The organism is Psychrobacter sp. ASPA161_6, assembly GCF_051970285.1.
Taxonomy (GTDB): domain Bacteria; phylum Pseudomonadota; class Gammaproteobacteria; order Pseudomonadales; family Moraxellaceae; genus Psychrobacter; species Psychrobacter glaciei.
Genome location: NZ_JBEFNJ010000001.1, coordinates 284,158 through 304,458 on the forward strand (window position 1 = coordinate 284,158; position 20,301 = coordinate 304,458).

Annotated in this window: 18 protein-coding genes; 15 read left to right on the plus strand and 3 right to left on the minus strand. The window is 43.2% G+C overall.

What is annotated here, in order from left to right:
* Positions 1–37 precede the first annotated feature (37 nt).
* The 9 genes from pyrE (at position 38) to lpxC (ending at position 11,398) form a co-directional block, all read left to right on the plus strand.
* Complete coding sequence (gene pyrE, locus ACTQ9T_RS01195; RefSeq protein WP_440463819.1) at positions 38–742, plus strand: orotate phosphoribosyltransferase; 705 nt, start codon at positions 38–40, stop codon at positions 740–742.
* A gap of 57 nt (positions 743–799) precedes the next feature.
* A complete protein-coding gene (gshB, locus tag ACTQ9T_RS01200) occupies positions 800–1,771 on the plus strand; it encodes a glutathione synthase (RefSeq protein WP_440463820.1) in 972 nt (323 codons plus the stop codon).
* 280 nt (positions 1,772–2,051) lie between these two features.
* A complete protein-coding gene (murG, locus tag ACTQ9T_RS01205; RefSeq protein ID WP_440463821.1) occupies positions 2,052–3,137 on the plus strand; it encodes an undecaprenyldiphospho-muramoylpentapeptide beta-N-acetylglucosaminyltransferase in 1,086 nt (361 codons plus the stop codon).
* 67 nt (positions 3,138–3,204) lie between these two features.
* Positions 3,205–4,641, plus strand: coding sequence for a UDP-N-acetylmuramate--L-alanine ligase (murC, locus tag ACTQ9T_RS01210; RefSeq protein ID WP_210540425.1), 1,437 nt, complete (start codon positions 3,205–3,207; stop codon positions 4,639–4,641).
* 154 nt (positions 4,642–4,795) lie between these two features.
* Positions 4,796–5,764 (plus strand): D-alanine--D-alanine ligase, encoded by a 969-nt coding sequence (locus tag ACTQ9T_RS01215; RefSeq protein WP_440464441.1) that lies wholly within the window; start codon positions 4,796–4,798, stop codon positions 5,762–5,764.
* 511 nt (positions 5,765–6,275) lie between these two features.
* Positions 6,276–7,073 carry a cell division protein FtsQ/DivIB gene (locus ACTQ9T_RS01220; protein WP_210540424.1) on the plus strand — a complete coding sequence of 266 codons (798 nt, stop codon included), beginning with the start codon at positions 6,276–6,278 and terminating at the stop codon, positions 7,071–7,073.
* A gap of 197 nt (positions 7,074–7,270) precedes the next feature.
* Complete coding sequence (ftsA, locus tag ACTQ9T_RS01225; protein WP_201592179.1) at positions 7,271–8,563, plus strand: cell division protein FtsA; 1,293 nt, start codon at positions 7,271–7,273, stop codon at positions 8,561–8,563.
* 314 nt (positions 8,564–8,877) lie between these two features.
* Positions 8,878–10,077 (plus strand): cell division protein FtsZ, encoded by a 1,200-nt coding sequence (gene ftsZ, locus ACTQ9T_RS01230; RefSeq protein ID WP_010201472.1) that lies wholly within the window; start codon positions 8,878–8,880, stop codon positions 10,075–10,077.
* Between the two features lie 403 nt (positions 10,078–10,480).
* On the plus strand, positions 10,481–11,398 hold the full coding sequence (lpxC, locus tag ACTQ9T_RS01235; protein ID WP_189585450.1) for a UDP-3-O-acyl-N-acetylglucosamine deacetylase: 918 nt from the start codon (positions 10,481–10,483) through the stop codon (positions 11,396–11,398).
* Between the two features lie 298 nt (positions 11,399–11,696).
* Here lpxC and ACTQ9T_RS01240 read toward each other — a convergent pair whose 3' ends face one another.
* On the minus strand, positions 11,697–12,212 hold the full coding sequence (locus ACTQ9T_RS01240; protein ID WP_440463822.1) for a hypothetical protein: 516 nt from the start codon (positions 12,210–12,212) through the stop codon (positions 11,697–11,699).
* Between the two features lie 259 nt (positions 12,213–12,471).
* Here ACTQ9T_RS01240 and ACTQ9T_RS01245 point away from each other — a divergent pair, with 259 nt between their 5' ends.
* On the plus strand, positions 12,472–13,197 hold the full coding sequence (locus tag ACTQ9T_RS01245) for a CHAP domain-containing protein (RefSeq protein ID WP_439292975.1): 726 nt from the start codon (positions 12,472–12,474) through the stop codon (positions 13,195–13,197).
* A gap of 104 nt (positions 13,198–13,301) precedes the next feature.
* Here ACTQ9T_RS01245 and ACTQ9T_RS01250 read toward each other — a convergent pair whose 3' ends face one another.
* Together ACTQ9T_RS01250 and ACTQ9T_RS01255 are read right to left on the minus strand one after the other, a co-directional pair.
* Positions 13,302–14,078, minus strand: a complete 777-nt coding sequence (locus tag ACTQ9T_RS01250; protein ID WP_440463823.1) for a hypothetical protein — start codon at positions 14,076–14,078, stop codon at positions 13,302–13,304.
* A gap of 181 nt (positions 14,079–14,259) precedes the next feature.
* Positions 14,260–14,571 carry a YhbY family RNA-binding protein gene (locus ACTQ9T_RS01255; RefSeq protein WP_010201459.1) on the minus strand — a complete coding sequence of 104 codons (312 nt, stop codon included), beginning with the start codon at positions 14,569–14,571 and terminating at the stop codon, positions 14,260–14,262.
* Positions 14,572–14,913: 342 nt separating this feature from the next.
* Here ACTQ9T_RS01255 and ACTQ9T_RS01260 point away from each other — a divergent pair, with 342 nt between their 5' ends.
* From ACTQ9T_RS01260 to ACTQ9T_RS01280, 5 genes are all read left to right on the plus strand, one after another.
* The gene (locus tag ACTQ9T_RS01260; protein WP_025652421.1) at positions 14,914–15,546 is read left to right on the plus strand and encodes an RlmE family RNA methyltransferase; all 633 of its coding nucleotides are present in this window, start codon (positions 14,914–14,916) and stop codon (positions 15,544–15,546) included.
* Between the two features lie 381 nt (positions 15,547–15,927).
* Positions 15,928–17,823: an ATP-dependent zinc metalloprotease FtsH gene (gene ftsH / locus ACTQ9T_RS01265; protein ID WP_440463824.1), complete on the plus strand. Its 1,896-nt coding sequence runs from the start codon at positions 15,928–15,930 to the stop codon at positions 17,821–17,823.
* Between the two features lie 166 nt (positions 17,824–17,989).
* Complete coding sequence (folP, locus tag ACTQ9T_RS01270) at positions 17,990–18,886, plus strand: dihydropteroate synthase (protein WP_440463825.1); 897 nt, start codon at positions 17,990–17,992, stop codon at positions 18,884–18,886.
* Between the two features lie 109 nt (positions 18,887–18,995).
* Positions 18,996–19,274, plus strand: a complete 279-nt coding sequence (locus ACTQ9T_RS01275; RefSeq protein ID WP_010201454.1) for an FAD assembly factor SdhE — start codon at positions 18,996–18,998, stop codon at positions 19,272–19,274.
* 260 nt (positions 19,275–19,534) lie between these two features.
* Positions 19,535–19,993 (plus strand): hypothetical protein, encoded by a 459-nt coding sequence (locus ACTQ9T_RS01280; RefSeq protein WP_440463826.1) that lies wholly within the window; start codon positions 19,535–19,537, stop codon positions 19,991–19,993.
* The last annotated feature ends 308 nt before the right edge of the window (positions 19,994–20,301 follow it).

Genomic DNA, 20,301 nt, shown 5'->3' on the forward strand with positions numbered 1-20,301 from the left:
GTTTTTCGCCCCTCTTTTTGCTGATAGGAATGTCATAATGTCTCACGTAGCACGCTCTCAAGACCTCACGTTTTCATCTCATCAATTTATTCAACTGGCTTTAGACAACCAAGTGCTTAAGTTCGGTGAGTTTGTACTCAAGTCTGGTCGCATTAGTCCGTATTTTTTTAATGCTGGCTTGCTAGCGACGGGGGAGATGTTGTCGTTACTAGCGCGCGGTTATGCCGATGCCTTGGCTGAACAAATAACTGCTAGCAATAACGGTACAGATGAGCAAGAGCTGGTTATTTTTGGCGCGGCTTATAAAGGTATTCCTTTTGTGGCTGCAACCGCGCAAGCCTTATGGCACCATCATGGTATCAATGCCAAGTGGGGTTATAACCGTAAAGAAGCCAAAACTCACGGTGAAGGTGGTAATTTGGTCGGTGCTGATGTCAGTGGCAAAGCAGTTTGGGTACTTGACGATGTCATTACGGCTGGCACAGCGATGCGCGAAGTGGTCGATATTTTAGAGCAAGCAGGTGCCAGTGTGGCAGGTATTATCGTGGCCCTTGATCGTAAAGAAAAAGGCTTGGCTGAGCATTCTGCTATCCAAGAGCTTGCTGCAACGCTAGAAGTGCCAGTGCGCGCACTGGTCGATATTGATGACTTAATCAGCTATTTGTCAGACGGCGAGAGCCAGTACAAAGATGCGACCCAGCTAGCCAAAATGCAACATTACCGCGCGCAGTACGGCGTATAGTTGGGCACTGAAGTTTGAATCTGTTTTAATAATAATATAACGTAAGTGAGCCTTATCATGAGCCAAGAAAATCAAAAAAAATCTTTAAAAATACTCGTCATCATGGATCCTATCGAACGGGTTAATTATAAAAAAGACACCAGCTTGGCGATGATGTGGGCAGCGCAAGATCGCGGGCATCAGCTTGGCTACTGTCAGATTCATGACTTATGGTTGGATCGTGGTCAGTTGATGGTTGACACTCAGCCGCTCACGGTAAAGCGTGATCCAGCAGATTTTTATACGTTGGGTGATAAAAGCACAGGTCCAGTTAGTGGCTATGACGTGATTTTGATGCGTAAAGACCCACCGTTTGATATGCGCTTTATTTATGCGACTTATATGCTCGATCACGCCAAAGCTGCAGGCGTGCTCGTGGTCAATGATCCACAAGCCATCCGTGATTGTAATGAAAAACTGTTTGCCACTTGGTTTAGCGATTATATGAGCCCAACGATTGTGACCAGCAAACAGGCGCACATCCGCAAGTTCATTGCTGAGCAGCAAGACGTTATTGTCAAACCACTAGACGGCATGGGTGGAACTGGTATCTTCCGTTTGACCGCAGATAGTCCCAATATTGGTGTAACGTTAGAGGTGTTGACTGAACTTGAGACACTGCCAATCATGGCACAGCGTTACTTGCCAGAGATTAAGGAAGGCGATAAGCGTGTATTAATCGTCGATGGCGTCGTGATAGATTATAGTTTGGCCCGTATTCCAAGCAAAGGTGAGACCCGTGGTAATCTCGCAGCTGGCGGTAGCGGCGTGGCCATGCCATTGACTGATATTGAACGCCAAGTAGCAGAAGTTGTGGCACCAATCGTCAAAGAAAAAGGCCTAATGTTCGTTGGTTTGGACTTAATCGGTGGGCGTATCACTGAAATTAATGTGACTAGTCCCACCTGTGTACGTGAGATTGATGATCAATGCGGTACAGATATCGCGACCGACTTTATCATGGCGATTGAGAATAAATTTACTGCATAGTTTTAGCTATGTTAAGGAATACTTTGACTACGTAAAACCCATATTTTAAGGTATTGTTAGTCATTGATTTTTCTTACCGTTTATTAGCATTACACGACGCCAAGCTGTGATCGATCATGGCTTGGATTTTTGTTATTTTTGCTGCATAAAGTGCTGTATATAAGAGGATGATTTCCTCTATACTATGCGGGCTTTGGCTAGGTCATTATTTTTTCATAATTGTCACCGCAGCAGAGAGATAAACCCTTCATATAAATAAAGTAAAGATAGGCAGGCGTTCATGAAAACACCGCATATATTGATGATGGCAGCTGGTACTGGCGGGCACGTTTTTCCAGCGCTTGCCCTTAGTGATGAGCTGACCCAGCGCGGTGCGGTCATTCATTGGTTAGGAACGCCAAACGGTATGGAAAATGGTTTGGTCAAACCGACTGGCTATACTTTTCATGCCATTAATATGCAAGGGCTGCGTGGTAAAGGCGTTGGTCGACTATTAAAGCTACCAATGACTCTGCTGTCAGCGACCATGGCTGCCGTAAAAGTGATTCGTAGTAATCAGATTGATGTAGTTGTTGGGTTCGGTGGTTATGTGACTGCACCTGGCGGTATCGCTGCACGTCTAACCAATACGCCACTGATTGTTCATGAGCAAAATGCCATCGCTGGCATGAGCAATCGCTATCTGTCTAAGCTTTCGACCAAGACGTTACAAGCGTTTGAGGATACCTTTGCTAATAGTGCACAGAATGCCAAGCTTGAGACAGTGGGCAATCCCGTGCGTAATGCCATTACTGGTGTCGCAGAGCCAACGGTACGCTATGATGTGAATGATCGCTCACCGCTTAAATTGTTGGTAGTAGGCGGATCACTTGGCGCTCAAGCCTTAAATGACACCGTGCCAAAAGCGCTTGCATTGCTAAACGAGCCTTTTGAAGTGCGTCACCAATGCGGGCGTAACAATGAGGCCGCCACGCAAGCAGCTTACGATAGCGAAGACTTAAGCAGGCATCAGTTTACGGTACAGCCTTTTATCGATGATATGGCAGCGGCTTATAATTGGGCTGATATGATTGTTTGCCGTGCAGGTGCATTGACCGTTACCGAAATCCAAAACGTTGGAATTGCTGCTATTTTTGTGCCGTTACCGCATGCCGTTGATGATCACCAAACGGCTAATGCTCGCACGCTAACCTCACATGATGCGGCAGTCTTGTTACCGCAGTCGGAGTTGACAGCCAAGCGTTTGAGTGATGAGCTTGCTGTACTTAATCGAGAAAAGTGCTTAACGATGGCAAAAAAAGGTCATGCTCTTGCCAATCGTAGTGCGAGTAAGCAAGTTGCCGATATTATTTGGCAAGCGTTGTAGCCTGTAACTCATACCCATTATTTTTAATTTACCAAATTTTATTGACCTTTAATAAAGAGAGATCCTTATGTCTACCTCTGCGAAAGCCTTACCTAAGCGTTTGATTGAAATACCAGAGATGCGCCGTATTCAGCATTTGCATTTTGTTGGTATTGGCGGTTCAGGTATGTGCGGTATCGCAGAAGTAATGAACAATCAAGGTTATCAAGTCAGTGGTTCTGACATCGCAGAAAGCTTGGTGACGAAGCGCCTACAGCAGATTGGCATCGACATATCGATCGGTCATGACTCCAAAAACATCGCCAATGCGGATGTTATTGTCGTCTCGTCAGCGATTGATCGCAGCAACCCTGAAGTAAAAGCAGCATTAGAAGCGCGTCTGCCTGTGGTACGCCGTGCCGATATGTTGGGTGAGTTGATGCGCTATCGTCATGGTATTGCGGTTGCTGGCGCGCATGGCAAAACCACCACGACCAGTTTGCTCACCACGATGATGGCAGAAGGCCAGCTCGATCCTACCTACGTAATTGGTGGCAAGCTGAACGCCTCTGGCAAAAATGCCGCACTTGGTAGTAGCCGTTTCTTGGTGGCAGAAGCTGATGAGTCTGATGCATCATTCTTGTCATTGCATCCGATGGCCGCGATTGTGACCAACATCGACCAAGACCATATGGAAACCTACGAAAACAGCTTTGATAAATTAAAAGCGGCTTATATTCAGTTTTTGCAAAACATGCCGTTTTATGGCTTGGCAGTGGTGTGCGGTGATGATCCAGAATTGTATGCAATGATTGATGATATCGGTCGCCCAGTTTTGACCTTTGGGCTTGAACCTTTTAACGACGTACAAGGCGTTGACTTGGTGACGGAAGGCACTAAAACGCACTTCACAGTATTGCGCCGTGACCGTGAGCCTTTGCGCTTGACGCTTAATATTCCTGGTACGCATAACGTCTACAATGCACTTGCCGCTATCACCATGGCGACCGATGAAGGTGTCGATGATGAAGCGATCAAACGCGCTTTGCAGAAGTTTGAAGGCGTTGGTCGTCGATTTGAGCAGCATGCCTCTGTCGATATCGATGATGGTAATGTCTTGTTGATCGATGACTATGGTCATCATCCAAAAGAAGTCGACGCCACCATTAAGGCCGCTCGTCAAAGTTTCCCTGATCGTCGTTTGGTAATGCTATTTCAACCGCATCGTTACAGTCGTACCCGTGATTGCTTTGATGACTTTGTCGAAGTGCTCTCAAGCGTAGATGAGCTATTATTGTTAGACGTCTATTCAGCAGGTGAAACACCAATTACAGGCGCTGATACCAAGTCACTAGCGCGCAGTATTCGTTTGCGTGGTGAGGTTGAACCGACGATTATTGATAAAGATAATTTAGCCCCTGTCATGCAACGTTTACTAAAAGCCAATGACATGCTCATTACTCAGGGTGCAGGTAATGTGGGACAGATTGCTGTCGACTTGGCTGCCAATAACCTTTACATTTAGTAAGCTAAAAATTTTAGGAACTGTCCTTATGACAACGAACGATAATCAAGAAAGTATAAACAATAATGATGCTATTGATGCTGCTGAGGATAAGACAGCCATTATCAATCCAGAGTCCGCTCTAGCCGCTGCTGCACAAGCAGAAAAAAATGATATGGAAAACAACCAGTCGAACCAAGACAAACCATTGCGCGCTGATGCCAACGAAGTAAAAGATGCTGGACAATTTGGTAAAGTAGCCGTCATTTATGGTGGCAGCAGCAATGAGCGCAGCGTATCGTTAGATAGTGGTGCCGCTGTATTGCAGGCGCTACAAAATCAAGGCGTTGATGCCATTCATTTTGATCCTAAGCATCAAGACATTACTGAGCTTCGTGACTATGATCGCGTGTTTAACGTGTTACATGGTCGCGGTGGCGAAGATGGCTTGCTACAAGGCGTATTGCAATGGTTTGATATTCCGCAGACGGGCTCAGGTATTCTGGCATCAGCGCTAGGCATGGACAAAGTTCGTACCAAGCAATTATGGCAAGGTTGCGGTTTAGCGACGGCACCATTTTCATTATTGACGGCCGATACCGACTGGCAGCAAGTGGTTAACATGCTAGGTTTACCACTTATTATCAAGCCCGTTCATGAAGGCTCCAGTATTGGCATGACCAAGGTCAACAATCTTGATGAGTTGCCAGCGGCTTATGCAACAGCGGTACAGTGCGGTGATGCGGTCATGGCTGAGCGCTGGATTACTGGTCGCGAGTTTACGATTGTCATTATCGATGATGAAGCCTATCCGGTCATCCGTCTTGAACCTGCTGATATCACTAACTTCTATGATTTTGAAGCCAAGTACAATCGTAATGATACCAGCTACTATATTCCTTGCGGCTTGAGTGATGCTGATGAAAAGCATTTACAAGACTTGAGCCTTGCGGCATTTCGCGCAGTAGACGCAAAAGGCTGGGGCCGTATCGATGCCATGCAAGATGAGACGGGCAATTTTTGGTTACTTGAAATCAACACCGTACCAGGTATGACCAGTCATAGTTTGGTACCGATGGCAGCTAAGGCGCGTGGCATGGATTTCGATACACTGTGCTGGCATATCCTTGCGCAAACGTTATAAACAATTGATAACCTTAGCTCAGATGTTTTTATCTAGGTTAATATAAATAACGCAGTTTATGACAGAATTATTGATAGCATAGATGTGTAGAAAACGGCTATTAACGAGTAAAAATAACCGTTCGAATAGCACTGATACTGTTGGTTGTTGGCAAACATAAGCATAATTGAATGTATCGCTAGCCCTGCTATACCACAGCTTCATGTAAACTTGTGTAAATTCGTTGTCCGTAGTAGGGGTTAGGCTATTGTTTGACCGCAAAATACGTTAATATTGTAATTATTGAATCGTTTTAGTGATATTTATGAATGATTTATGACCTTGCGTTGTAAATCGAGAGAAATAGACGCTTAATCGAGAATGATAGCGTCTCAAAGACGTTTTTAGATAAAATTTTTGATAGTATATTCGTTTAATATGTCGCTGCAAAATATAAGCAGACTCACCTTTAACAAAAGCACTATTGGCTTCATGCAAATAGCTTTATGCAAAAACAGGGACAAAGGTCATTATGGCTCAAACTGTCAACGACGTAACTGACTTGATGAGTGATAAAGCCCGTCGTCCAACATCTAACTTCCAAGTACCGAATTCGGTCAGATATTTTTTTATGGTATTGGTGTTAGGTTTGCTAGTGCTTATATTAATTATGGGTGGTAAAGCCTTACGTGATGCGCCTCCAGCTGCCATTCATGTCAGCAATCAGGGACTCACGGTTGCTCAGTACCAAAAGCTACAGCAAGTCATGAATCAACAGAAAGTGAGCAGTTTTTTTACTTCTGATTTACAAGCATTAAGAGATATTACTACGGGTCTTGCTTGGGTGGATCAAGTGAGTGTGACTCGTGATTGGCAACGTGGCATTGTGGTCACAGCGTTGCCCAAGCAGGCAGTTGCAAATTTTGGTACAGAACGTTTGGTTGATGCAAAAGGGATTGTTTTTGTCCCTGCTGATAGTAAGGATTTGACCCAAGCCCAGTTTGCCACTTTGCAAGGTGAGATAACACAAGCGCCGGTCATCATGCAACAAATGCAACAAATCAACGATTGGTATGCACCACTCGATATGCAAGTTGCAGATATTATCCTGTCGCCAAGAATGACATGGCTCATTCGTTTTGATAACGGTCAGCGAGTCATTGTTGATAATGAAAATACCGCGCAAAAGCTGCTGAATCTTAGTCAATTACTAGGTAATCAATTAAGTAATCGCCGAAGTGAAATACAGTCTGTAGATTTACGTTACAAAAATGGCTTTACCATCGCTTGGAATATGGCACAACCAGAAATCGAAGCACCAAAAAGCTGACTGTCATAAAAAATAGTGAGTAGCAAAAACAGTAAGCAAAAGTAGTTGATAAACCACCATTAATTAATGACACTTTGTTTATTTAGCATAGAGATTGTAGGTGCGGTAGGATATAACGGCGTAAAGATGGTGATTTTTTTAATGATTTAATGGAGACGTCATTTGGTCTCCTGTTTAGCGATAATTTGTCTGGTACCATGAAAAATACTGAAAATCTGGTTGTTGTCCATCTAAGTGCCACGGCAGTGTATGTCGTTATTGGCAGCGTTGTCTCTGCAAAAGACATTCGTATTATGGGTGTAGGGCAAGTCAAAAATAGTGACTTCTATCAAGGTCAAATAAAACATCGCGAACGCTTGCAAGGCGCTATCAGGCAAGCCATTCAAGAAGCAGAAGATACTGCCAATTGCCGTGTGCATAGTGTGTGGTTGACCTTGGCAACGCCTGAGCTCCTGAGCAAAAACAGTGCGGGCGAAGTACTAGTAGAGGATGAGGTCGTACGTGCCAAAGATATGGTACAGGCATTGTCCAACGCCAAATCACGCGACTTGTCCTCAGACTATTATTTGATGCATTGTTGCCAGCAAGGTATCTATGTCGATGAACAAGACTTTATGGTCGACGATGCGATTGAGACGGTAGCGCACAATATCAGCGTGATGTATCACATGATGATGATGCCGGTCGCCAGCCGTCAGAACATACAAAAACTATTGCAGAGTTGTGATGTCGGCATCGATCATATTGTCTTTGATGCGGTGACCAGTGCAGAATATAGCTTGATGAGTGATGAACGCCAGCAGGGTGTCTGTTTGGTTGATATCGGAGCGAGCACGACTAGCATCTGTGTTTATAAAGAAAACAAGTTGATTTTTACCCATTGTATCGCGACTGGCAGCCATGAGGTGACGATGGATATTTCAGCAGATGTCGGTATATCGATGATAGAAGCTGAAAAACTGAAAAAATCGCATGGTACGGTCGATGTCAATAGCGTCGATCCTAGCTCGTTCTTTATCTTTAAACCGCAAGGGACCAGCGACGAGATTAATATTGGTATTTATAACTTAGCCCGTATCATTGAAGCGCGTTATGTGCAAATCTTTACTGAAGTGGCGCGTCAATTGCATGAGGCAGATTTGATCAGCTATATTGATAAAGGCATCGTGCTGACAGGCGGCGGTAGTGTGATCAAAGGCATGATACCCTTTGCTAAGAAGCTGCTTAAAATGCCAGTCGTTTTGACCAATACCCACCCAGCAATCAGCGCTTATAATCACTTTGATAATGACGAATCATTCAAACAGCTAAATATCCAAGTCAATGATCGCGCTTATCAAACGGCATTTGGTACACTACTATATAGCCAAAGCGAGCAGTTTCGCCACAGTGAAAAAAGCGAACCGGAAGCGATTCAAAAAAACAGAGTAACTGGCGTCTTTCAAAGTGCAGGGCAACGTTTTGCTAGTGTGCTTAAGAAGATACTATAACTCCGCTGCTAACGATGTTGGTATAAACATATTTATATAAAAGAATGCTTATACAATAAGCGTTGTTGTTTTGAAAGATGTACCACAATTAAGCGTATAACGTAATATCAAAAGTAACATTGAAAGCAATATTGAAAGTAACATTGAAGTTAATACCCTGAGCAATGATGACATATTTTCGTCCAAGCTTAACGGTTTAAGATATAGCCCTGTTTTATTTAAATACATTTATATATAGTAAGTCGATAGCGCGTCATATGAGTGCGTTACCATGTATCGACCATCACGCTATCTGCAACTGGAGAATCTTTTTTATGTCAAAATACACCATGCCAGATGATAACCAGCTTCAAAATAACGGCCAAGCAAGCTTCACAGTATTCGGTGTGGGTGGTGGTGGCGGTAATGCGGTTGAACATATGGTACAACAAGGAATTAGAGGTGTGACGTTCGTCTGTGCTAATACGGATAAACAAGCACTTGATCGTCTGACAGCGCCGCATAAGTTACAACTTGGCGCAAAAACTAACCGTGGTCTAGGCGCTGGTGCCAATCCAGAAGTTGGACGTGAAGCAGCAGAAAGCGAAGAAGAAGCCATCCGTGCGTTACTCGAACATTCAGATATGGTCTTTATTACCGCTGGAATGGGCGGCGGTACTGGTACGGGTGCAGCGCCAGTCGTGGCTCGTATTGCCAAAGAGATGGAAGTATTGACGGTCGCTGTTGTGACTACACCCTTCAAGTTTGAAGGCGGGAAGCGTATCAAAGCAGCTAAGGCTGGTATTGAGCAACTGACCAACTTCGTTGACTCTATCATTACCATTCCAAATGACAAGCTGATGAGCGTCTACGGCAATATCTCTATGCAAGATGCGTTCAAAAAAGCGGATGATGTGTTATTACACGCCGTGCAAGGTATTGCAGAGACCATCGCTAGTGAAGGTATGATCAATATTGACTTTAACGATATCCGTACGGCGATGACTGCTAAAGGTCACGCCATGATGGGTATTGGTCGTGCAAGTGGCGATGATCGTGCGCGTCAAGCAACCGAAAAAGCCATTAGATCGCCATTGCTTGATGATTTACGTTTAGAAAATGCTAAAGGTCTACTGGTTAACGTTATCTCTTCTGAGTCGTTATCACTAGATGAGATGAGCAAAATCAGCGCAATCGTTGAAGAAATTACCGATATCGATGATGCTCATATCTTCTATGGTTCTGTCATCGATGAAAAAATGGGTGAAGATCTACATGTGACCGTTATTGCAACGGGTTTGACGTTGGATGAAAATGCAGGCCAAGAGCCAGAAGTAGTGGAGCAGCCTGTGCCTTCTGTGAATAGCACACAGCCTGTTGATCCTAACTTGCATACCAGTGCACTAAACAGCCAAAAGCAGTCACAAGCGCAGCTGCATCAGGATAGTCTAGCGCGTGCAAATCCGACGCAAGAGCAGCCCAAAACCAAGACTAACAGCATTCAAGACTATTTAAAGCGTCAACAAAATAAATAGGTATTCTGCAATATTATTGGTCAGAAAAAGCCAGCGCTATGTCGCTGGTTTTTTTGTGCTCGTCCATAAGAAATGATTTGTTTTGAAACATTATTTTTTAATAAGCCGTTGTTAGAGCGTGTTGAACATTCACAGATAGTCTCTGTCAGTACATGATTAAAGGATCAAACATGCCTTAGTCATGTACCATGCGATATATGCTGTAATCACTATATTTATTCCTAAATATCTGTTTATTAAGGTAATTTATAGGTCGGTAAAATATAATTCATTCGAATAAAAAAATCACGATAAGTGTTATCAATCAAAGAGATAAGAAAATTAACGCTTTTTAACTGTGGCGAATGAGGTGTGGATAATGGTACACTAGGTCAATTGTAACAAAATATGTGGGAAAACAGCCATGAACCAACGAACCATAAAAGCAGCGATAGCTGTTACAGGTACCGGTCTCCATAGTGGTCAGCCTGTTGATTTAGAGTTTCATCCACAGCCAGTTGATACTGGTATTGTTTTCGAGCGCTCAGATATTGAAGGCAGTCAGCCAATTCCAGCCAGTGCTTTCTTAGTACAAGATACTATGATGTCATCCAATCTCGTATTCGGTGGCGCACGTGTAGGTACTGTAGAACACTTATTAAGTGCAATTGCTGGACTGGGTGTTGATAACCTGTTGATTCGTGTTTCCGCATCAGAAATACCTATCATGGATGGTAGTGCTGCACCGTTTGTCGCGTTATTGATGCAAGCTGGTTTTTGTGAGCAAGAAGCTTCAAAGAAGTTCATTAAGATTGTAAGACCAATAAAAGTAAAAGTAGACGATAAATGGGCAGAGCTACGCCCTTATGAAGGCTTTGAATTAAATTTTGAGATTGACTTTGATCATCCTGCTATTGATAAAAACTTTCAGCATGCACAACTACAGTTTTCTACGCAAAACTTTATAGAAGAGCTGAGTTCAGCGCGTACTTTTGGTTTTTTACGAGACATCGAAGCCCTACGTCAGAATAACTTGGCTTTAGGCGGTAGTATGGAAAACGCGATTGTCATCGACGAGGCCAATATCCTTAATGAAGAAGGCTTACGTTTTAATGATGAGTTTGTGCGCCATAAAATTTTGGATGCTCTAGGCGATTTATATCTGATTGGCTATCCAATTTTGGGTCGTTTTAACGCTTATAAATCTGGTCATGCATTAAACAATTTGTTGGTACGTGAGATATTGTCTAATCCTGATAGCTTTGAAATTGTAACTTTTGATGACAATGTAACCTGTCCTATCGAATATTTGCCCCTAAAAGGGGTAGCAGTTGAAGGATGAATACAGGAATACACACGAAGTATCGAAACATTTACGCAATATTACATAAAATGGTTATAAGAACCGTTAATTTATATTCTCGTATATAGATATATAAGTAAGTATTTTTAAACAATACAACGTTAGCGTAGATAATACCGACGCTGTAGGTAATCAAAAAATCATCTGTTAGTCGCATTCACATTGTGAAGCTGACTAACAGATGATTTTTTTTGTTTACGTCATTACAAAAACCTAGCGTAAATGGCCACGATTTTTGGAAATAGTTACATAACTTTACATTATGAAGTCGGGATTTTTAATGATTTGCTAAGCGCAAAAGTGCTTTTTTGAGCTTTTCATCAGTGGTGACATGCTCTGCGGCCTGTGATATAGTCCGCTTTGTGTTTTGGCTAAGAGCCTGATTTTCATTGGCTTTGTGAGACTTTGATAAAGTTGCTGATAGCGCTAACGGTTTTTTAGATGAAAGACTATGCGCAGATATTTTAGCTACAACGACGCGAATTTGCTTGAGTTGTTTAAATGTAATCGACTGCTCTGTTAATATCTGCAAATAAGCGTTCTGTAAATAGCGAATATGGTTAGCAGCGGTCATTGAGCCCACACTGAGTGTTAATTGCTTAGAGGTTAAGCCAACGACCCAGCAGGTACTAAGAATTTCTTCCGGTAGACAGTCTATTAGAAGCTCTTTTATCTCAGTGGTTGCTTCAATATATAGACGCATATTGTCAGCAAGGGTTTGGGGTAGCGCGCTACCAGCAAAAGCTTGATGATCAATAAGTTGGGCAAGCCGATTAGGCTGTTTTTTTGACATCGTAATGACTCATCTAATAGGTGACAAAATCGATATTCATAACAAATAAGCTCAATATATATATGGGATGGATAGCAAACGATTTATGAAGCAGAAGACCGCGCTGCCAATAATACCAGCGTTAGTTACTGTAGAAAAAAGAGTGAGCTGTTGTACTAAGGATTTTATCATGTTTATTTGATGATTATGTCCTCTAAACTAATTGATGCTTTGTCACGGATGACGAGCAGTCTTGTATTAACAAATAGGTAGTAAATTTATGAAACAAGCTTTATTAATTTTGTCAGTACTGGGAATGGGCATAGCACAAACGAGTGGTGCTGCCGAGACCACCTTTCAACCAAATAATACCTTGAGTCATACCATCACCAACATCTCTACTTCTGCGAACTACGGTTCTAGTCGTAACATCTATAGCACTAATAGTGGTGCTCATGTATATAGCAACGACGAAATCAGTCAAGCGATTGACAACTTAAGCGAACATGCCAAGCAAAAAGAATATCAGCTTGCCTCGCTAACCAGTCGTTTATCGTATGAGCAGCGTCAGCAGCAAGCCAGCCGTGTGCCTGATCGCAACTCTGCTCCTGCCATGGCAGCAGCAAGCGCGTCACGAGTAGCGCTATCTAGAAGCTCTGGTTACTGTGCTCGCTATGTACGCAAAGCGCTACAATCAGCAGGTTATGAATTTACGCCAAATCCTTCAGCTTATCAGTACGCCTCTCGTGGTACGCTTGCTCAAGCAGGCTTTAGCAAAATCAGTAACGATATGTCGCCACAAGTTGGTGATGTTGTAGTCTACAATCGCACGTCAAGTCGTCCACATGGTCATATCCAGATCTTTGATGGCAATGATTGGGTATCAGACTTCCGTCAAAATAGCATTAGCCCATACAGTGGTACTTATAGCTATACTACATGGCGTGACTCGCAGTACGTTGATGATGCATCAGACCGTGGTATCTACCTTGCAATGGCTGACTAATAAGCGTCAAGTACATCGTGTTTTAAGTAAACCGTTTTCTCCGAATCCAGTAATGCTCTTAATGACATTGCTGGTTTTTTTTGTTTTAAAATATTAGATACGCGTTATCGTTCAGTTGCTATCGATGACGCTAGCTGGTTAAGTAAGGCAGTTTCAGGATCAAACCTAGACCAGTAGCGACGGTCGTGAAAGTCAGGCGGAGAGGCATGTGTAGGTGCGAAATATAAAGCGGTTTCACCGAACCATAAAATGACGCAAGGATGTATGTGCTCAATAGTCATATTACTGATAGCAAAATTTTGGCTAGACAGTTTGTCTAATGGCACACCCAAGGTTCGCTCGCAGCTATGATGTGTATACGTTTTCGATAATTTTTTCGAGGCATTGGCATTTATTGATGGTATTTGCGTATTTGCGTGGTCAGTCCAGCTAATCTTTGCGGGTGTACGCCCATTTGCTAATAACAAGCGGGGTGGTGGCAGAGTGGCAGGGTTTCGATAGCTGTCAAACTGATAAAGCGCATAACGACCATCTGGGCTGGCGTTAACTTCAATATAAGTTGAATTACTGCTAAGGTCAGTCATATCGTGATTATTTATTGAGTTACCTGTTATAAAGCATTCAAGACAGCTCTCTTCCCACAAATAGTCAGTAAAGCCGACGTTTGCTTCTTCCCAAGTAGGCCAGTCTAATTGGCTAACCAAAGATTGTGTGGGCAAGATGATTTGATAGGTTAGCTGTAAATGCAACTGTGGCTGCTGCATGATAGTCGCATGCACAACGACTTGGATAGCTCTTAGCGTGTCTATGCTAACGCCAAGCTGCTGGGCATTATCTGCTATCTTTTCAGTGGCGATGCAAAGGTTAAAAGTCTGGCTCATAATTTGGTATGACTCAAGTAGTTATAATAGGGTCTGTTAAACATTCAAATGTGGAACTGGCAGTCCTAATATTTGATTGTTCAACAGACCCTAAGTTCACAAAAAGATAAAAGCCGCGAGCAGATTGCATCGCGGCTTTTAGGTTGTATCAAAACACTCAAATCAAGCTGAGCATGACACACTATTGCGTGTGACGAGCAAGGTTTGATAGCTTAGGGTTGGCGTTTGGATTTTTACGTAGTAACAATGCCATGCGGCCAATTGAATGTACCAAAGAGGCCTTTGCTGCTGCGGCAAGCTCAGCACCGATGACATCGCGTTCTTCTTTTGTGCCAGCAGGTAATTTCACTTTGATGAGCTCATGATCTGATAAGGCGCGATCAATCTCTTCAGTAATGGTCGGGGTAATACCTTTATTGCCAATCATAACGACAGGTTTTAGCTCGTGACCGATGCCTTTTAGGCGTTTGATAGTAGCGTTATCGAGTTGCATAGAATTCCTAGGTGTTGGTAAAAATAAAAATGGTACTGTCAAAAAACAGTGATTGATCATTATAGATAATCTGTACCCATCTTGCATGAGATCAGCAGGATTTTGCACGATTTTACGTGTCGAAAATGTTAAACTGAATGTTTGGTCACATTATAAACGCTACTGCCTTATAAAGCAGTGTTTTAACCAATAGAATTTGGTCAGTTTGCGACCATCAACGAATAAATAGCCTGATTGATGACACATCTAGAGTAATCGACGCTTTATTGAATTTAGTTCGTCAGTGATAGAGCGATTCAAAAAATTGTATTCAGGTTTTGTAAGGTAATAGGAGCAGGTATTTTGGCCACGCGTATTGAGAACAAAAAACTGTCAAAGAGCAGCAGTGCTTGGATGAAAGAGCATATTGACGATCATTATGTCCAAAAGGCGCAAAAAGATGGCTATCGTGCCCGTGCCGCTTATAAGTTATTAGAAATAAATGAAAAGACCAACCTTATCAAAAAAGGCATGACGGTCGTTGATTTGGGTAGTGCACCGGGTAGTTGGTCACAAGTTGCTGGCCAATTGGTAGGTGAACAAGGTATCTTGATTGCCTCTGATATTTTAGCGATGGATACCTTGCCTGATGTTACCTTTATTCAAGGTGATTTCCGTGAAGCTGAGGTTTTTGACGCCATTATGGCAGAAGTCGGTGACAGGCAGGTTGACGTAGTATTGTCTGACATGGCACCCAATACTGCTGGCAATAGCGCAATTGATCAGCCGCGTATGATGTACTTGTGCGAGCTGGCAGTGGACTTTGCACTTGCAACCTTACCAGAAGGTGGCGCGCTTATTATGAAAGTGTTTCAGGGCGAGGGTACACAAGAATTACGCAAGCAGATGCAGCTCGATTTTAGTAAGATTCGTAGTATCAAACCAGGTGCATCACGACCGCGCTCAAAAGAGATGTTTTGGATAGCGATTAAATAGTTTTAACATCAATGAGTTGTTGCTATTGTAAGCGAGATGATGAGTCACCATAAAGTATCATTATCGCACTATAAAAACCGCTACAATCGTTAACTGAATAAAAGTGAAACCTGCTTGAATTATGCAGGACAACACCACATATCATGGTATATTAACTTTGTTTCGAGCATATGTTTTAAGCAAAGTCGTCTGAAAATAAGCGCTTTATCAGCTCATTTACGATAGGTCAATGATAGCGAGTACTTGTTAATGCGTCTTTTTAGTCGCTGCAATGCAAGTACAGTGTTAAATGTCTAGGCAGTTATTCAAGCAATGAGCAATGCGTTTATAGACGTCACGTGTTTAGTAAACACACCAATAAGTAAGGGATGGGAATAACTAGTGAGCGACATGGTAAAAAATACCTTATTGTGGCTGGTGGTAATCGGCGTTTTGGTGCTGGTGTTTAGCGGCTTTGACCAATCGTCTGAGCCGGATAGCCTTAACTACTCTGAATTTGTGACCGCTGTGTCAGAAAGTCAGGTAGCCAGTGTTGAAATTGATGGCGAGCAGATCACCGGCGAAAAGAAAAATGGCTCATCTTTTGAGACCATTAGACCAGCCGTGGCTGATGAGCAACTAATGCCATTATTGCGCGAGAACCAAGTTGAGGTTCAGGGCACAGCACCGAAACGTCAAAGCGTGTTGATGCAGTTACTGATAGCCAGTTTCCCAATCCTATTGATTATTGGTCTGTTCTTATTCTTTATGCGTAATATGCAGGGCGGTGCAGGCGGTAAAGGCGGCGGCCCAATGAGCTTTGGTAAATCAAAAGCCAAAATGCTGACCGAAGACCAAATCAAGGTCAACTTCGAAGACGTGGCGGGTTGTGAAGAAGCCAAAGAAGAAGTGGTCGAAGTGGTCGAGTTCCTGCGTGATCCTGATAAATTTACCAAACTTGGTGCAACCATTCCACGTGGTATCTTGATGGTAGGCCCTCCAGGGACAGGTAAAACGTTGCTAGCAAGAGCGATTGCTGGTGAAGCGAAAGTACCATTCTTCTCAATCTCAGGTTCTGATTTTGTTGAGATGTTCGTTGGTGTCGGTGCCTCGCGTGTGCGTGACATGTTTGAGCAAGCGAAGAAAAGCGCGCCCTGTATCATCTTTATCGATGAGATTGATGCAGTCGGTCGTCATCGTGGCTCTGGTATGGGCGGCGGTAATGATGAACGTGAGCAAACACTTAACCAACTATTGGTTGAGATGGATGGTTTTGAAGGCAATGAAGGCGTCATCGTCATTGCGGCTACCAACCGTGCAGACGTTCTTGATAAAGCGCTATTACGTCCGGGTCGTTTTGACCGTCAGGTACAAGTTGGCTTGCCAGATATCAAAGGCCGCGAACAAATACTAAAAGTACATTTAAGAAAGTTGCCGAATACCGTTAGTGTTGATGCGAACTCTCTGGCTCGTGGTACGCCAGGATTTAGCGGGGCACAGTTAGCCAACCTTGTTAACGAAGCCGCTTTGTTTGCTGCGCGTCGTAACAAGCGTAGCGTTGATATGAATGACTTTGAAGATGCCAAGGACAAGCTGTACATGGGTCCTGAGCGTAAATCAATGGTCATCCGTGAAGAGGAACGCCGTGCCACTGCTTATCATGAAGCAGGTCACGCGCTAGTGGCTGAGCTACTACCAGGTACCGACCCAGTGCATAAAGTCACGATTATGCCGCGTGGTTTTGCCCTTGGGGTAACTTGGCAGCTGCCTGAGCATGATCAAACCAGTATGTATAAGTCAAAAATGCTCAGTGACATTGCAATTCTATTCGGTGGTCGTATCGCTGAAGAAGTCTTTATCAATCAAATGTCGACGGGTGCCTCAAACGACTTTGAACGTGCAACCAAAATGGCACGAGCGATGGTAACTAAATATGGCATGTCTGATGCCTTAGGTATCATGGTCTATGAAGATGATGACAATTCACAAGGTTACTTCGGTGGCGGTGGTCGTACGATTTCTGAAGCAACGCAGCAAAAAGTTGATGACGAAGTTCGCCGCATGCTAGAAGAGCAATATGATATCGCTCGAGAACTGATTGAAGGCAATCAAGAAAAAATGCATGCGATGGTTGATGCGCTGATGAAGTGGGAGACCATTAATAGTGATCAACTACAAGACATCATAGCGGGTGAAGCTCCACGTCCACCTAGAGTGTACCAGCATAATGAAGTTAATTTAGCTAAAGATAATGTGAAAACGACGGGTTCAACTCCGCCGCCATTACCAGCGATGTAGTTTACCGCTCATGAGTAGCAAACATAAAAAGCCCTTTTTAATAGAGGGCTTTTTTATTGTCATCATTTTATGAAGGATTTAGAAAGACAGCAGATTTACTGATATCATAAGAGAAAAATAGAGCGCTAGCCCAGTTTTTATAAATTTAATCTACAACGGATTGGCTATGTCATTATTTCAACCTTTACCTATTTATACTGTTTCTAGTCGCGAAAAAACTTTAGATTTATCGCAACCACACATTATGGGCATCCTCAACGTCACACCCGATTCATTTTCAGACGGCGGCCAGTTTAATGCTATTGATAGCGCGCTTGCTCATGCCAAAGAGATGATAGCGGCGGGTGCGACCATTATTGATATTGGTGGTGAATCTACCCGTCCAAATGCTGACGCTGTTGCTACCACTGAAGAAATGCAACGAGTTGTGCCGATCGTTAAAGCAATTAGACAGCAACTTGGTAATGCCGTTTGGTTGTCTATCGATACCAGTAATCCTACCGTTATGCAGGCAGCTTTTGAGGCAGGCGCTGATATTTGGAATGATGTACGAGCGCTCAAACGCGAGGGTGCAGCAGCGTTAGCGGCGGAGCTTGATATACCAGTTATGTTGATGCACATGCGTGGTGAGCCGACGACGATGAATAATCTTGCGCGTTATGATGATGTGATCGCTGACGTCAAAGCGGAGCTAAGCGCTCGTATCGATGAGGTCACGAGCGTTGGTGTTAAGCGTGAGAAAATAATGATCGACCCAGGTTTTGGTTTCGCCAAAAACTACGAACATCATTGCGCGCTATTGTCTCAGCTAGGAGAGTTACAAAGTCTTGGCTTGCCCATGATGTTCGGTATCTCCCGCAAACGTTTTTTAGCAGAAGTATTGACCAAAAGTGGCGTCGAAGCGGTGGCTACAACTGAGGCGTTAGAACGAGATACGGTCGGCGTTGCTGCTGGTATATTTGCCCTGCAACAAGGTGCTAGTATTATACGTACTCATAATGTCGCGATGATGCAGCAAGCAGTGGCGTTATGGCAGCAGTTATCTGCCTACAATCAACACTAAAAAATCAATGCTAGAATAGCCCTAATCACTGCTATCGCACTATATGAATATCTAATAGTTAACATTTAATATTAATCTGAACACCTACTAAAATAATGAGAGTAATTCTATGACCACTACGACCCAGCCAGAGCCAACCAATGAACAGCGGCGTGTCATCTATCAAGCCCGTCGTGGCTTAAAGGAATTGGACTTTTATATTGACCTATATGTGAAAGAGCTTTATTTAACAGCAGACCCCGCTGAGCAGGAAAGCTTTGCCCAGATGCTGACTCATGAAGATCCAGATTTATTGGATTATTTTACCAATCAAAATCGTCCAGATGATGAAAGCATATGGGCGCTAGTGAATAAGATTAAAACATGGCGTCATACTAAGGATATATAGTCGATTTACTTTGAAACAGATACAGTGCGATTGGGATGAATTTTTCGTAGCCTCTGTGATAGCAGGAAGTAAAATTTATAACAGTCGTACCTAACGAGTAATGTATCGATTTTATTCCGAACTGACCATATTATAGCTGGATAGCTTAATTGATAAGCTATCCATGATTCTGAGTTTCCTTTTATGTGGTTAAATTTGTATTGATGACTGAGACAATCTGATAAATATGATGGTTCTTCCCATATGACAGGTCTGTATGTATGACAATGATTACCTCACCACGGATTGATACTGCTATCAAGACCGCTAGCCATTTGCGTACGTTACTGTATCTTGGTTTGGCGTCAGTCATGCTTGGATTGGCATGGCTTGCTGCATTGGCGCTGTGGCAATATGTACTGATATTAACGATCACGGCAGCCGTCGTTAGCTATCTGGCATTGTCGCGTCCTATTTTATTGCATCTAACGCAGCCACCGCTCGACCAGCGTGTCGATCAACAGTGGCAACTTCTGATACGTACGAGTCAAGGTGATGGGCTATGGCAAGCACAATTGAGGACTGTTCAACATAATTATTGGACGATGAGCTTTGATTTTATTATTACAGAGCCTTATCAGCGCCCCTTTTCCATGACTGTATTTCGCGATCAAGTGAGCCTTGAGCAATGGCGAGAGCTAAATATTCTGGCGAATGTGAATGCTGCAACAACAACTTGATTGGGCACACGAGGTTTCTCCTGAATGACATTAGGGTCTGTTGAACATTCAAATATTAGGACTGCTGATCGCTAAAATTACATCAAACTAGGCGTAAACCGACGATAATGTCGAGACCTTAGCTAGGTTTACAACAACGTTTGGGGTGATTTTAGCATTAGCCTTTCAGGGCAGAGCTATTTTTTGCCAATACATGGCGAAATTGTCTACCCTAGAATGACTAGGCATCAAAAATTTCACTGCGTATTGTCTAAAAAATAGCCACTGCCAGTGCCACATTTGAATGTTCAACAGACCCTAGGTTTGTA

Excerpts from the sequence above, each read along its gene's own strand:
- ftsA (WP_201592179.1), top strand. The coding sequence starts at position 7,271 with ATGAAAAATACTGAAAATCTGGTTGTTGTCCATCTAAGTGCCACGGCA.
- ACTQ9T_RS01215 (WP_440464441.1), top strand. The coding sequence starts at position 4,796 with ATGGAAAACAACCAGTCGAACCAAGACAAACCATTGCGCGCTGATGCC.
- ACTQ9T_RS01220 (WP_210540424.1), top strand. The coding sequence starts at position 6,276 with ATGGCTCAAACTGTCAACGACGTAACTGACTTGATGAGTGATAAAGCC.
- gshB (WP_440463820.1), top strand. The coding sequence starts at position 800 with ATGAGCCAAGAAAATCAAAAAAAATCTTTAAAAATACTCGTCATCATG.
- ACTQ9T_RS01255 (WP_010201459.1), bottom strand. The coding sequence starts at position 14,571 with ATGCAACTCGATAACGCTACTATCAAACGCCTAAAAGGCATCGGTCAC.
- lpxC (WP_189585450.1), top strand. The coding sequence starts at position 10,481 with ATGAACCAACGAACCATAAAAGCAGCGATAGCTGTTACAGGTACCGGT.
- murG (WP_440463821.1), top strand. The coding sequence starts at position 2,052 with ATGAAAACACCGCATATATTGATGATGGCAGCTGGTACTGGCGGGCAC.
- ACTQ9T_RS01245 (WP_439292975.1), top strand. The coding sequence starts at position 12,472 with ATGAAACAAGCTTTATTAATTTTGTCAGTACTGGGAATGGGCATAGCA.
- ACTQ9T_RS01240 (WP_440463822.1), bottom strand. The coding sequence starts at position 12,212 with ATGTCAAAAAAACAGCCTAATCGGCTTGCCCAACTTATTGATCATCAA.
- murC (WP_210540425.1), top strand. The coding sequence starts at position 3,205 with ATGTCTACCTCTGCGAAAGCCTTACCTAAGCGTTTGATTGAAATACCA.
- ACTQ9T_RS01280 (WP_440463826.1), top strand. The coding sequence starts at position 19,535 with ATGACAATGATTACCTCACCACGGATTGATACTGCTATCAAGACCGCT.
- ACTQ9T_RS01250 (WP_440463823.1), bottom strand. The coding sequence starts at position 14,078 with ATGAGCCAGACTTTTAACCTTTGCATCGCCACTGAAAAGATAGCAGAT.
- ftsZ (WP_010201472.1), top strand. The coding sequence starts at position 8,878 with ATGTCAAAATACACCATGCCAGATGATAACCAGCTTCAAAATAACGGC.
- ACTQ9T_RS01275 (WP_010201454.1), top strand. The coding sequence starts at position 18,996 with ATGACCACTACGACCCAGCCAGAGCCAACCAATGAACAGCGGCGTGTC.
- folP (WP_440463825.1), top strand. The coding sequence starts at position 17,990 with ATGTCATTATTTCAACCTTTACCTATTTATACTGTTTCTAGTCGCGAA.
- pyrE (WP_440463819.1), top strand. The coding sequence starts at position 38 with ATGTCTCACGTAGCACGCTCTCAAGACCTCACGTTTTCATCTCATCAA.